Genomic DNA, 15,526 nt, shown 5'->3' with positions numbered 1-15,526 from the left:
TCGTCAAAAGATCTTGCCATCTAACCCCCGGCTTTGTTCTTCGCCGATTCCAACTCCTTCAAACGCTGATCGATCACCTGGCACTTGTCCGGCAAATCCTTGCTGGCCGTCTCCAGGTCCATCTTCTGCAACTCGTCATTGATCTCCTTGGCCTTGGCCGGGTTCTGCTCAGTGATCTTGGCGACTTCCTTGGCCAGTTGTTCACGCTTGGCGGTGGCTTCCTCGGGAGGGCACGCCCAAACGGGGAGGGAGCAGGTGAGGGTGGCGGCGAGGGTGATTTTTAGCAGAGTTTTCATAGGTTGTGCCTCAGTTTCCGGTTAAGGCGGGTTATCCGGTTGAGGGGCGAGGGGTGTGAAAAGTTCAGCTTCCGAGAGCTACAGGCATGTTTGCGGGGTTGGCATAGGAGATTTACTAATGCTTATCGCCACCCCTACCGTTCGTCGGCCTCCCCACCAGAATGGATCCATTTATTGACGCCAAAATAGTGGCCATCTAATATCGCGCCACTATTGTGCTATCACTCTCCATTCGAGGGATCGAACATGTATCCACCCGCCCTCGTGGCGAGGTTGTGCCTGGCTTTGCTGTGCCTTTCTCCGCTGAATCTTGCTCACGCCGCCCCCACCCCCGGTGAAACCGATCTGATCCGCGAACGTCAGGACCGCTTGCTCGACGAGCAGCGTCGGCGTCTCGAGGAGCTCAAGGAATTGCCCGGCAAGGCAGCCCAACCCGCGCCTGCGACGGCCCCGGCCGACGCCCGTTGTTTTCCCATCAAGGACATCGAACTCAAAGGCGCCGACAGTCTTTCGGACGGCGAGAAAAATCGCCTGCTCAAGCCTTACATCGGCCAGTGCCTGGGCGTTACACAGCTCAACGAGTTGCTGAAAGTCATCACCGATCACTACATCGAAAAAGGCCTGGTCACCAGCCGTGCCTACTTGCCGCAGCAGGACTTGTCCGGCGGGCATTTGAAGGTGCTGGTGGTCGAGGGCCGGCTCGAAGGGTTGAAGGGCGCGGAGGGCAGCCAGCTGTCGGAGCGCGAACTGGGGATGGCTTTCCCCGGCCAGAGCGGTGAGCTGGTCAATCTGCGGGAAATCGAGCAGATGGTGGATCAGCTCAACCGCTTGCCGTCGAATCAGGCGCAGATGGAGTTGTCCCCGGGCAAGAACGTCGGTGGCAGCGAGGTGCTGGTCAAGAACACCCCGCAGAAGCCGTGGCGTGTTGGGTTGTCGCGCAGTAACGACGGCCAGCGCAGCACCGGCGAGCAGCAGTGGGGCACGACGTTTGACTGGGACAGCCCGCTGGGCCTGGCCGATCAGTTGATGCTGCGCGGCGGTCATGATGCGGTGAGCGATCACCTGCACACCTCCAACAACGCGCTGCTCAATTACAGCGTGCCGTGGGGCTGGTGGAACTTCAGTTACACCTACAGCCAGAGCGAGTACCGCTCGCAAGCCCAGGCCAACGGTTTCAATTTCAAGCAGACCGGCGACAGCGAAAACCATCAGTTGCGCGCCGAGCGGGTGATCCATCGCGACGCCCTGAGCAAGACCTCCCTCAGCACCGGCCTGTCGTACCTGCGCACCAACAACTTCATCGAAGACAGCAAGCTCAAGCTGAGCAGCAACCGCATCAGCGAAGCGCAGTTCGGCATCAACCACGGTCGGCGGGTCGGCAGTGCCTTCGTCAACCTCGACCTGGGCATGCAACAAGGCATCGGCGCGTTCGACGCCCAGGGTAACGGCGATCCGGGCCCCGGCGAGCCGAACGCGCGTTACCGCAAATACACCGCCACCGCGAGTTATCTGCAGCCGTTCAAGCTGTGGGGCGAGTCCTTCAGTTTCAGCAGCCTGATGACCGGCCAGCGCAGTGAAGACGTGCTGTTCAGCCCGCAGCGCACCAGCCTCGGAGGGCTGTCTTCGATCCGTGGTTACAAGGACCAGTCGTTGTCCGGTGACAGCGGCGGCTACTGGCGCAACGAACTGCGCTGGAGCCATCCGATCACTTTGGAATGGCTGCGCCCGGTGTTCGCCGAGTACGGCACCAGCCTCGGTTACGACCAGGGTGTGATCCGTGGCGACCGCTATAACGGCGATCAGCACGGGCGCCTGTCCAGCGATTCCGTGGAGTTGTTCGCCCGAGGTCAGCATGTGGCCGCCAGCGTGACTTTTGCCCATTCCCTGGAACGCCCTGACGTGCTGACCGAGCGCGAAGCGCCGATCTACTTCCGCGTGGATTTCTTCCTCTAATTACGCCTCTTCGAGAACACTGACATGGACGTTCGCCATTACGCCTTCCTCGCTAGCCAGCCCTCGGCTGCGGTCAAAAATCGCGAGCACTTCTGGGGCATGCCCAAGCGCGGGTTGGCGTTCCTGTTGGCCAACGTCATGTTTTGGCAACCGATGTGGGCGCAGGCCGATGGCATCGTCGTGGCTACACCGGGCACCAGCCTCGGTCAGGCGGGCAATGGCGTGCCGATCATCCAGATCGCCCCCCCCAACGGCACCGGCCTGTCGCATAACCAGTTCCACGATTACAACGTCGGCACCCAAGGCGTCATCCTCAACAACGTCGCCGCGCAGACCGGCGCGACGCAACTGGGCGGGATCATTGTCGGCAACCCGAACCTGACCAACGGGATCGCGGCGCAAACCATCCTCAACGAAGTGGTTGGCGGCAGTCCCAGCCAGTTGCGCGGCTACACCGAAGTGGCGGGGCAGTCGGCACGGGTCATCGTCGCCAACCCCTACGGCATCAGCTGCAACGGCTGCGGCTTCATCAATACCCCGCGCGTGACGTTGACCACCGGCAAGCCGGTGCTCGACGGTAGCGGTCGCCTCGATCGCTTCCAGGTCGATCAGGGCAGCGTCACCATCGACGGCGCCGGGCTGAACGCCAACAACGTCGACCAGTTTGAAATCATCACCCGCAGCGCGAAGATCAACGCCGAGATCCAGGCGAAAAACCTGACCATCGTTGCCGGTCGCAACGACGTCAACGCCGACAGCCTCAACGCCACTGCTCGCGCCGATGACGGCAGCGCCAAACCACAACTGGCGATCGACTCTTCGGCCCTGGGCGGCATGTACGCCGGGGCGATCAAACTGGTCGGCACCGAAGCCGGGGTCGGGGTGAAACTCGACGGCAACCTGGCCGCCAGCGGTGGCGATATCCAGCTCGACACCAATGGCCATCTCAGCCTGGCGCAAACCTCGGCCGCAGGCGCCGTCAATGTCAAAGCGGCCAGCCTCGATGCGCGCGGCCCGGTCTACGCCGGCACCGCCGTCAACGTGCAAACCCAGGGCAACCTGACCAACCAGCAAACCCTCGCGGCCCGGGACAGCATCGCGCTGACGGCCGGCGGTGTGCTGACCAACAACGGCATCATCGAAGCCGGGGTCAACGCCGACACCAGCCGCAATGCCAGCGGCGATGTGAATCTGAATGCGCAGAATTTCACCAACACCGGCAAGAGCGTGGTGGCTAGCCGCAACCTGACGGTCAATACCGCGCAGACGTTGAATAACCAGGGCGGCACTTTAAGCGGGCAGAAAAAAACCAGCATCACTGCTACTACGCTGGATAACCAGAACAAGGGCCGAGTATTGGGCAGCGGCACTCTGGAGCTGAAAGCCACGCAGGTTCTCAACACCCAGGGCGTCATTACCAGCAACGGCAACCTCACTGCCAATCTCGGCCACCTGAACAACCACAATGGTGAAGTTTCCAGCGCCGGCACCACCACCGTCACCGCCACAACACTGGACAACAGTGACGGCCAGGTCACGGGCGACGTAGCCCTGAACATTGGCTTGATCGGCGCCCTGAATAACCAGAACGGTGTGCTGGGCTCCGGCCAAAGCGTGAGCATCAGCGCCGCCAGCCTGGATAACAGTCATGGCGGCAGCCTGGTTAGCGACGGCAGCTTCACCGCACGCATCAATGGCTTGTTCGATAACCAAAATGGCGACCTGAGTGCCAAAGGCGTGGTCGACCTGCAAACCGGCAGCCTCGACAATCGCAATGGCAGCCTGACCGGCAAGGATCGCCTGACCCTGCGCAGCGATTCACTGGATAACCGCACCGGCAAAGTACGCGCTGGCAAAGACCTGCAACTGACTGTCGGACAACTCGATAACCGCCAGCAAGGTCTGCTCAACAGCCAGGCGGCCATCAACTTCAACGGCACTCATCTGGAAAACCGCGACGGTTTGCTCAGTGCAGCGGGGCCGGTGCAACTGGAGTCGGCCAGCGTCGACAACAGCGGCGGCCGTATCTCCAGCAAAACCGATCTGACGGCCAAGGTTGCGCAGTTCACCAACCAGGGCGGTGAGCTTGTCGCTCAAGGAATGTTGACCCTCAATGGCAAGGGGCTCGATAACCGCAGTGGCGGGCTGGTAGGCGCGACAAAAGCGCTGAAACTCAATGTCGATGAGGTGGACAACCGCGGCGGCGAAATCTCCAGTGCCGTTGATGTGGCCATCGAAGGCCAAAGCCTGAACAACAGCGACAGCGGCAAGATTCTGGCTGGCACCGAGCTGGGCCTGAAAGTGGCGCAGATCATCAACCAGAACAAGGGGCTGTTGTTCGGCAAGGGCGCCACGACGGTAACGGGGCAGAACCTGGACAACAGCGGTGGCAGCCTGGTCACTCAGCTTGGGCTGGATATCCGCCTCGACAACGCGCTAAGCAACATCGAAGGCCTGATCAGCAGCGAAGGCACCCTGACAGTTAACGCGGTCAGCCTCGACAATACCCGCGGCAGCGTGTCGAGCGCCGGTGCGTTGGCGCTAACGACGACGGGAGTGTTGAACAATCAGGGCGGGTCGATCACCACCGACAGCGGCCTGACCCTCAACAGTCAAAGCCTGAACAACAGCCAGAACGGCCTGCTCAGTGGCAAGAACGCGACCGCTGTCACCACAGGTACGTTCGACAACACTCAGGGCGGTCAATTGATCAGCGGCGATACGCTCGACCTGACCGCGACCCAGGTCAGTAATGGCGTTGCCAGCCGAATCGCCAGCGATAAGGCCCTGACCGCCAGTGTCACCGGTTTCGATCAACAGGGCGGTCAGCTGTTCAGCAAAACCGCCCTGAGCCTGGACTTGAATCACGGCCAACTGAACAACCAGAACGGGTTGATCAATGCACCGTTGCTGATGTTGAAAAACCTCACGGACGTCAACAACCGCAACGGTGAAATCTCCAGCGCCCAGGCCTTCACACTGGCCGCCCGGAACCTGGATAACGGTAACGGCAAGCTGATCAGTAATCAGGGTTTGACGCTGCACATCGATCAACTGCTCGCCAGCATCAAGGGCCTGATTTCCGCACAGACCCTGGAGGTGCACAGCGCGCGTCTGGACAACACCGGCGGCTTGATCAGCAGTCATGGCACCCTCGGGATGACGGTGGACGGTCAGATCGTCAATCAGGATGGCACGTTCATCGCTGACGGTGACGTGAACCTCAGCGCCGATAGCCTGGACAACACCCGTGGCCAGATCGCCGGTAAAACCGATGTCACGGCCAACGTTGCGACTTTGAACAACCAGGGTGGGCAACTGATTGCCACCGGTGGCCTGACACTGACCGGTACCAGCCTCGACAATCGCAACAGCGGACTAGTCGGCGCGACCAATGCGCTGCAACTGAACGTCGGATCGGTCGATAACCGCGGTGGTGAGTTGTCGAGCAAGTCAGATGTCACCCTGATCGGCAACCGTCTGGACAACAGCGATGGCGGCCAGGTATTCGCTGAAGGCGCACTGTCCCTGACAGTCGAAAACATCATCAACCGCGCCAAAGGCCTGCTCTCGGGCAAGGCCGACCTGACATTGACCGGACGCGATCTCGACAACAGTGGCGGCTCGCTGTTAAGTCAGAAAAACCTGACGCTCAATCTCACGGGGGACCTGAACAACAGCCAGGGTCTGCTCAGCGCTGAAGGCTCACTCGGGGTCACGGCCGCCAGCCTGACCAACACCCTGGGCAGTGTTTCCGCGGCAGGGCCGCTGACGTTGACCACCACCGGCGCCATTCTCAACCAGGGCGGCGAGATCGTCACGGATGCTGGCATCACACTCAACAGTGCCAGCCTCGACAACCGCAATAACGGCAGCATCAGTGGCAAGGGGGCGGTGATCGTCAACACCGGCGCACTGGATAACAGCCACGCCGGTCGCTTGAACAGCGGCGCCAGTCTGGACCTGACCACCACCCAACTGACCAACCAGGATGGCGGTCGTATCGCCAGCGTTGGTGCCCTGACTGCCAGCGTCACCGGCCTGGATCAGCAAGGCGGGCAACTGTTCAGCAACACGTCTCTGACACTGGATCTGAACCAGGGTCAGCTGAACAACCAGAATGGTCTGATCAGCGCGCCGTTGTTGATGCTCAAAAACCTCACCGACGTTAATAACAACGGCGGCGAAATCTCCAGCGCCGAGGCTTTCACCATCGCTGCTCGCAGCCTGGACAACAGCAACGGCAAACTGCTGAGCAATCTGCCCCTGACCCTGCGCATCGATCTGGCACTGACCAACCTCAAAGGCCTGATCGCCGCCGCAGCACTCGACGTCAAAGCCGCCAGCCTGGACAACAGCGGCGGCACGCTGACCAGCCGCGCCAACCTCGACCTGAGCCTCGACGGGCTGCTGACGAACCAGAACCAGGGGCTGATCAACGCCACCACTGAGCTGACAATCAACAGCAGCGGTCTGAATAACCAGAACGGTTCTTTGCTGGGCAGCGCCATTGCCATCGACTTCGGGGCGGCCACCGGCGACCTGAACAACGGTGCCGGCCTGATCACCACCACGGGTTTGCTGAGCCTCAAGCACCTGCGTGACCTGAACAATCGGAACGGCGAAATCTCCAGCAGCCAGAGCCTCGATCTGACGGCCCGCGCACTGGATAACAACAACGGCAAATTGATCAGCAATAACCTGCTGACGGTCAACGCCGACACGGTACTCAACCAGGGCGGTCTGATCTCCGGCTGGCAAGGCCTGAGCCTCACCAGCAACAGCCTGGACAACCGCAACAAAGGCACGCTGTCGAGTCATGACAGCGATGTGGCCGTCACCGTAAGTGGTGCCATTCTCAACAGCGGCGAAGGTGCACTGGTCAGCCGGAAAACCCTGAGCGTCAACGCGTCGAGCCTGGACAACAGCAACGGCGGCATTCTCTCCAGCGGCGGCAATCAGACCCTGACCCTCAGCGGCCTGCTGAACAATGCTCAGGGCGGCTTGATCGACAGCGGCGCAACCCTGGCGATGCAGGCGATGACCCTGGGTAATGCCGGCGGTACCGTCAACGCAAAACAGGACCTCAGTTTCACCGGCACCACACTGGATAACACCGGCGGCAATCTGATCGGCAACGGTGCCGTGACCCTCGACCTGCTCGGCGCCCTGACCAACACCAACGGCAAACTGGCCAGCGCCGGCCCACTGCTGGTGCAACGCGCCACGCAGATCAATAACCAGGGCGGTCAAATCGCCAGCCAAGGCTTGATGACGTTGCTCACCGGTGGCCTGGACAACCGCAATCTCGGCACCATCGCGGCCAATGATCAACTGACCATCACCACGGGCGGTACGGTGCAGAACAGCGCCGATGGCCAGATCTACAGCCAGAATGGCGACCTGCAAATCCAGGCCGCCAGTCTCGTCAACGCCAAGGGCACCCTGCAAAGCCAGGGCGCTTTGAACCTCACCATCGGCGGCGATATTGACAACCAGAGCGGCCGCATTGTCGCCAAGGCCGGTGACCTGTCGATCAACGCCGGCAACCTGGATAACCGCGGCGGCGTGCTCGCCAGCCTGCAAGCCGCGTTCACGGCCAACCTGACCGGTGTGCTGAAAAACGGCTATGACCTGAACAACAACCGCCGCAGCGGCGTCACCCAGGCCGAGCGCCTGAACCTGACCGCGCTAGCCGGCATCGATAACTACGGCGGGCGTATCGCTGCGCAAGGCGGCGACGCGACTGTCGTCACCGGCAACTTCGACAACCGCAACGGCGGCCTCTACGCCAAAGGCAAGGTCAGCGTCACCGGCAACAACTTTGACAACAGCGGCGACAATGACGGCCAGATTGCCGGTCAACAAATCGACCTCACCCTCAGCGGTGCCCTGAACAACCGACTGGGCATCATCGAGAGCGACAGCACCCTGTCGATCAAGGCTGCCAGCCTCGACAACCAGACCGGTCAACTGCGCGCCCTCGGCGACAAAGGCAAAACCAGCTTCCAGATCGGTGGCCTGTTCGACAACCGTAACGGCACCCTGGAAAGCGCCAACACTGACCTGACCATGGCAGTGGGCAGTTTCCTCAACGGTGGCGGCAGTCTGCTGCACGTGGGCAACGGTACTTTCGACATTTCCACCGCCAACGTCACCGGCGCCGGCGGCACCATCGTTACTCGCGGCGGCCTGACCCTCAACGCCGACAGCTGGACCAACAGCAACGTCATCCAGGCTGGGCGCCTGACCGTTAACGTCAATAGTTTCACCCAGACGGCGAGTGGTCAGTTGCTGGCCTCGGACAGCCTCGTCGGTACCGGTGTCAACTGGTTCAACGAAGGATTGATTGCCAGTGACGGCAGCATGAACGTGGGGCTGAGTGGTGCTTACTGGGGGGCTGGTCGTCTTAGCAGCCAAGGGGCCCTTGGCCTGAATGCCGCGCAAGTGAGCCTCAATAGCGTCACCTCCAGCATCGCTGGCGGTGGCAACACCACGCTCAATGTCAGTGGTCAACTGGATAACGCCGGTCGCCTCACTTCGGGCGCCAACCTGACGGTTAACGCCGGCGGGATCAACAACTTCGGGACGCTGGCCAGCGCTCAACAACTGACCGTCACCACCGGTTCGCTGGTCAACAGTAACGGGCTGATCTTCAGTGGCGGCAACATGGGCCTGCGGGTCAATGCGCTGAACAACAGCTACGCCAACATCTACAGCCTGGGCAACCTGACGATCGACCGTAACGGTCAAGGCGCCCAGGCCGCCAGCATCGTCAACAGTTCGGCGTCGATTCAAAGCGACGGCAGCATGAGCCTGGCGGCGAGCACGATTCAGAACATCCGCGCGGTGCTGACCACCAATAACCAGGGTATCTACACCGCCCGAATCGGCGAAATCACCTGTATCGAAGGGGTGAACGCGGGCGACTGCAGCGGCAAGCAAAACCATGTTTGGGAGATCGTGCAGCGCGACAAATTTGAAGTCACTGATACCAGTGCCGCGTCCAGCATCACGGCGGGCGGGGACCTTACCCTGACCGGTGGTGACCTGCTGAACCAGAGCAGCACCATAGCCACCGGCGGCAATCTGAGCGCCTCGCTGGTCAACCTGACCAACAGCGGCATCGAGACCGGCGAAACCGAGACCACCCGGGTATTTCGCTCCGAACGAACTCGCAACGCAGGCGGATGGTACAACGCGGCCAGTAATTTCACCGACAAGTACTGGTTCGAAAGCGCGGGCTACACCCCCAACGACCTGGGCGGTCTTGAGGCCGGAATAGCCAACTTTATCGGCATGACCGAAGTGGAGTATCCGAACTTAGGCAGCACCACGAAAATCTCGTCCAGCGACCAAAGTTACGCCGCCGTGATCCAGGCTGCTGGCGCGGTCAACATCAACGCCCAGAACAATATCGATAACAGTGTCGTACGCCCTGGCTACACCTATGTGGGCAGTGGCCCGCGCACGGGCACCGGTGCTGCGGGCAGCCAGTTCTCCACCCGCATCACCCTCAATCAACAATTGCCGCCCAACCTGGCCCAACAGCAAGTCAACCCGCTGGCCTTGCCCGGCTTCGCTCTGCCCACCGGGCAAAACGGCCTGTTCCGCCTGAGCGGCCAAGACAGCAGCACGCCAGTGGCCAGCGGTCCGCAAAGCTGGACCATGGGCGGCGGCAGCGTCAGCACGACCCAGCGTCAGCAACCGCTGCAAAGCGTCCAGCCACGGAACATTCTACCGGTCAGCAACACTCAGGCCTCCGCCAGCAGCGTTGACCTGAAGCCTGTTGATTATGTGGCGTCGAACGTGGGCGCCGGCGCCAGCGCGATCAACGTCAGCGCACCGGCTGCCAATTCGACCGGCTCGACACTGCCGGGTCGTTCCACGGCCTTTACCATCAATCGCGTCCAAGGGTTGCCGGCCAGCAGCGGCCAGTCCAAACCCCAGAAATACCTGATCGAAACCAACCCGGTACTCACCGACCTCAAGCAATTCATGAGCTCGGACTACCTGTTGTCGAACCTCGGCTACGACCCCGACCAAAGTGCCAAGCGCCTGGGCGATGGCCTTTATGAACAACGCCTGATCCAGCAAGCAGTAGTGGCGCGTACCGGTCAGCGATTTATCGATGGCCAGACCAGCGACGAAGGCTTGTTCAAATACTTGATGAACAACGCCGTCGCCAGCAAAACAGAACTCAACCTGTCGCTGGGCGTCAGCCTGACCTCCGAACAAGTCGCGGCCCTGACCCACGACATTGTCTGGATGGAAAATGCCGAGGTAAATGGCGAGCAAGTACTGGTGCCGGTGCTGTACCTGGCCAACGCCAACAATCGCCTGGCCGCCAACGGTGCCCTGATCCAGGGCAGCGACGTAACCCTGATCGCCGGCAAAGACCTGAACAACGCCGGCACCTTGCGCGCCTCCAACAACCTGTCGGCCACCGCCACCAACGATCTGGTCAACAGCGGCCTGGTGGAAGCCGGCAATCGCCTCGACCTGCAGGCAGGCAACAATATAGTCAACAAAGCCGGCGGCATCATCGCCGGCCGTGACGTCACGCTGACCGCCACCCGTGGCGACGTGATCAACGAACGCACCGTCACCACTCACGAAAGCGGCAGCGGCTATCGCAACGAGCGCACCGACTTTGTCGACAACGCCGCACGCATCGAAGCCGGAAACTCGCTCACCCTCAACGCCGGACGCGATATCAATAACGTTGGCGGCGTGCTGAAAAGCGGTACCGATACCACCATCAACGCCGGTCGCGATGTCAACCTCACTTCAGCCGAACAGATCGTCAGTGGTGAGCGGGGGCTGCATCGGGATCAGACCATTACCCAATATGGCTCAGACGTAGATGTGGGGCAGAGCCTGAAGGTCAATGCCGGTCGGGACCTCACCGTTATTGCCAGCCAGATCGACGCCAAGCGCGATGTGAGCATGAGCGCTGTCGGCGACTTGACCCTGGCCTCGGCGGCGGATGAGCAGCACTCGTACGGCAAGAGCAAGAAGGTGACGAGTCAGGAGGATCATGTCAGTCAGGTGTCCACGAACGTCAACGCCGGTGGCAGCATTACATTGAGCGCGGGTAAGGACTTGGGGCTGATCGCCAGCCGGGTGAGTGCTGGGGGCGAAGCGTATCTGGTTGCCGGTGGTGATCTGTCTTTGGGGGCGGCTCAAGACGAAGACTACAGTTTCTACAGCAAGACCAAGAAAAGTTCGTCGGGCAAAAAGAGTCGGCTTGAGGAGACTTCCAGTACGACGAACATTGGCAGTGCGGTCACTTCTCAGGGCAAGAGCGTCCTGGTGGCTGGTAAAGACTTGCTGATCGAAGGCAGCAACGTGGTTTCCGAGACCAGCAGCGTCGGTCTGGGTGCTGGCAATGATGTGAAGATTGTTGCCGTTACTGATTCAACCAGTGCTCGCCATGAGAGCAGCTCCAGCAAAAGCAGCTGGGGTGGTTTGAAGTCGAGCAAGGTCCAGGACCAGCTCTCGGAAACTCAAACTACGGCAGTGGGTAGCCTGATCTCGGGTAACACTGTTGCGGTGAGCGCCAAGCGCGATGTTGACATCACAGGCTCGGCCGTGGTCAGCACTGAGGATCTGACAGTGCGCGCGGGGCGTGACTTGACAATCAACGCTGCCGAAAACACCTTCACCCGCACCGAGGTGCATAAGGAGAAGAACCGCGATTTTTCTGGTGTACTGACGGCTAACAATCTTGGTGTCGATGACATCACTGGCAACCAGCACCTGTCGATTGGTGGCCAAAAACACAATGGCACGATGTCGCAAACCACGCTGACCGGTAGCACCATCGGCTCAAGCGCAGGCAATGTCAGTCTCGTCGCGGGAGGTGATCTGGATGTTATCGCCAGCGATCTGTTCAGCATCAAAAACATGACCCTCATGGGGTCGAACGTCACCATTGCGGCCGGCATGGAAAGTTCGAGCCAAAACATCACGGACAAAAGCAACAACTTGGGTGTGGGACGAGTTCTCGGTGGTGCGATCATCGATACCGCCAACACCATTCGCACAGCCGTGAAGACGGCCAATGACGCTGAGGATCCGCGACTCAAGGCGGTGAAGTTGGCACAGGCTGCATTGGCGGGCTACAACCTGGGGGGCATGGGATCCCAGACCGGAGATGCAGCAACGGCTTATGAAAACAAACAGGGTGGTTCCGCCAGTAATGGCTCGTTGATAAAAATCGGCACCGAGCTTGCCAATACCCACAACAAAAGCACGAGTGAATACAACAGCCAGACCGCCAAGCAAAGCACGGTCAACGCGGGTACCGGTCTCACCATCATTGCAAATGGCAGCGCAGCAGGCTCTCTGGGTGACATTCACGTCATTGGCAGTAGCCTGAATACAGGTGGCACCGCTGTATTGGATGCCAAAAACAACGTTGTTCTGGAGAGCGCCCAAAACACCGCTGATTGGGCCAATAACAACTCCAGCAACAAAACCGCCATCGGTGCCAGTTTCAACATTGGTCAACAAAACGGCTTTACCCTGGATCTCGGTGCTTCGGGCGCGAAAGGCACCGGGACTGGCAGCTCGGTCACCCAGGTCAACACCACGCTGAATGCGGGAGCGCTGGTGTTACGCAGCGGTGGCGATACCACATTGGCGGGGGCTCAGGTTAACGCTGATAGCATCAAGGCGGAGATTGAAGGGAACCTCAACATCATTTCCCGCCAGGATGTCGAAACTCAGGAAAACAAACAGAGCAGCGGCGGATTCGGTGCGAGCATTTGTATCCCTCCTTTCTGTTATGGCACGCCGGTGGCGGCTTCGGGAAGCCTAGCCTTCGGCAACATGGACAGTGAGTATCGAGCGGTCACGGAGCAGACTGGCCTGTTTGCCGGGGCGGGCGGTTACAACCTGGATGTTGGCAAAAATACGACCTTGCAAGGCGGGGTGATCGCCAGCGACGCCTCCGCCGATAAAAACGTGCTGAGCACTGATCGTCTGATCGTCAGCGACATAAAAAATGTCAGTGAGATCAGTGCGCAATCAGGGGGCGTGAGTGTTTCCAGTAGCTATGGCGGCGGGGCAGCAAGCGCTTCCGTAGGTGGATTGTACGGTGTCGCACTAACAGACTCGGATCAAAGCAAAACCCGCAGCGCGGTCAGTGAAGGCACGATCATCGTGCGTAACCCTGAAGGCGCCAACGATCTTGTGGGGTTGAACCGGGACACCGCGAACGCCAATCAGCAACTCGACAAGCCCGACACAGAGGCAATGAAAGAGCGCGTCGAGCTTGTAAAAAGCGCCATCGAACTGACCAAGGGCATCAGTGACGCAATCGCTGCCGCGAAAATGAAAGAGGCCGAGGACCCGAACAGCGAGACCTCGAAGGTCGCAATCCAGAAACTGAAAGATCAAGGGTTTGTCAATCCAACGGCCGAACAGATTAGTCGGCAAATCCAGCGCGACTACGGCATGGGCAGCAGTTTCCAAAAGGCCGCTCAGGCCGTGACTTCGATCGTGCAAGGCGTGCTTGGCGGCAACATTGCCGGTGCACTTGCGGGGGCAGCTGCGCCGTACGTCGCTCAGGCCATCCGGGATGCAACTGAGGGAGACAAGACCGCAAACCTAATGGCTCACGCCGTATTGGGGGCGTTGGTTGCCAAAGCTAATGGTAACTCGGCCCTCGCAGGTGCGGTTGGCGCGGTCGCTGCGGAAGAGATTGCTCGGATCATCAAGGAAGAACTCTACGGTGACGTGAGTAACGACAGGCTGACATCCGAGCAGAAACAGACCATTTCCAGTTTGGCTACGCTGGTTGCCGGCATTGGCGGTGCCTTCACGGGGACTGATTCCCTGGATGCGGTAGCGTCGGCTCTGGCGGGGAAAAATGCGGTAGAAAACAACGGGCTCAGTGCCCAGGACGTCATCAATTGGACTCTGGAGCTCATAGCCGCTAACAAAAAAGGTGAATCGACAGAAGGAATCTGGGAAAGGTACAAGGAGCTTAGTGCAAAAAAACGTGCAGAAATGCTTACGGACTGCGCCGGCACTGGCGGAGCCTGCACAATCTACTACCAGTCTGATTTGGATGGCGGTATCACCGTAGCTGATGGCGTGAGTGCACTGACTTGGTTCTTTGACTTGTCTCCAGAGGAAGCTAGTCGGATTAGTCAATACACTACAGAGGAAAACCAATACGACATGGCGTTGCTTTACAGCGCCTTGCCGACATGGGAAAAGATTGCGCTGGCAGGCAAGGATACGATCGAAGAGCTGGGGGTCGGCGGCCTTGCGTCGAAAAGCAAGACATCTGTGGCTGCGGTGGTCGGTAAGAATCGAGGGAGTCCGATTCCTGTTGCTCACCCAACAGTCGCTTCCAACGGGCTGACGTACCAATCAAATTCCAAACATACTCCTGGTCAAGTAGGTAATCGTCCCAACGCAGGTATCGAACCACAAAATTCGTTAGATTTGTTTGGGCAGTCCATAAAAAGTCCCATCACCTATCCAAACAAAGTAGTTACCTTCGCTAAGGATGAAAATGGTAATGTTCACCGATTCGAGGGTACCAATGGCGTTTATCACTGGAATGGCAGTACAGGTGATGCTAAGAATCCTCTAGGCGCGAACTATATTCCCGCTGAGGTTCAGAAAGCTTTGGGAGTGAAACTTAGATGATTTACGGCGAACCATTTGACTTCGCAATACAGTTTGATGTGGTTGATTGCTGGACTGATCCGGATGGCTATTGGCTGAATGGAATGTTTTGCATGTTTATAGATGGTCGACGCATGGTAGAGGCTGTCGAGGTGACAGAGCTTAAAGTTGCCGTTAATTTCTACGCCAAAATGGAATTTGATCGTATTGTAGATGGGGATCCCGAAATTACGGCAGAAGACCTTTTTAAATCTGCACATGATTATTTTTTTTGCGGAGGGGCGCACTTGCTGCCAAGCATACAGGACCTGACGTGTACGTATTTGAGCGACTGTGGCTGCTTTGTTTACTTCCAAAAGTTGGCAAGTGGTGATCGTCTTGTCTGGAGTTATGATTTTGGAGAGACCGTACATGAAAAAATAATTTCTGTGGGGGCGGTAGTTGATGTAGTTAAAAGTATCAGAGAGCTGTGATTGGAAGGCGTAAAGGAAGGGGGTTGATAAGCGAGCTAGAGTTAAGGAAGCCGCGAGCAATCCTTATGTTCCAGGTCGCACTAGACCAGTAAAGTTTGACGATGCTGTGAATAAATAAGGTGATAAGCGAGCTCCGACAGAAGCGGAGTTAGAATG

The 15,526-nt window shown here is 59.1% G+C and carries 4 protein-coding genes; 3 read left to right on the top strand and 1 reads right to left on the bottom strand.

Annotated features, from left to right (window positions below):
- Positions 1-20 precede the first annotated feature (20 nt).
- Positions 21-296 (bottom strand): hypothetical protein, encoded by a 276-nt coding sequence (locus tag PGR6_RS21405; RefSeq protein ID WP_018926726.1) that lies wholly within the window; start codon positions 294-296, stop codon positions 21-23.
- 246 nt (positions 297-542) lie between these two features.
- Between PGR6_RS21405 and PGR6_RS21400 the strand changes: the two genes are divergently transcribed.
- From PGR6_RS21400 to PGR6_RS21390, 3 genes are read left to right on the top strand one after another with little or no spacing between them, the layout of a single operon-like run.
- Complete coding sequence (locus PGR6_RS21400; protein WP_064619640.1) at positions 543-2,249, top strand: ShlB/FhaC/HecB family hemolysin secretion/activation protein; 1,707 nt, start codon at positions 543-545, stop codon at positions 2,247-2,249.
- 24 nt (positions 2,250-2,273) lie between these two features.
- Complete coding sequence (locus tag PGR6_RS21395) at positions 2,274-14,918, top strand: two-partner secretion domain-containing protein (RefSeq protein WP_082920896.1); 12,645 nt, start codon at positions 2,274-2,276, stop codon at positions 14,916-14,918.
- Complete coding sequence (locus tag PGR6_RS21390) at positions 14,915-15,370, top strand: Imm42 family immunity protein (RefSeq protein ID WP_064619638.1); 456 nt, start codon at positions 14,915-14,917, stop codon at positions 15,368-15,370. Before PGR6_RS21395 ends, PGR6_RS21390 begins: the two co-directional genes overlap by 4 nt.
- The last annotated feature ends 156 nt before the right edge of the window (positions 15,371-15,526 follow it).

Source organism: Pseudomonas sp. GR 6-02 (genome assembly GCF_001655615.1).
Lineage (GTDB): Bacteria > Pseudomonadota > Gammaproteobacteria > Pseudomonadales > Pseudomonadaceae > Aquipseudomonas.
The sequence above is the reverse complement of the archived record's forward strand: the minus strand, read 5'-3'. Positions and strand labels throughout refer to the sequence as shown.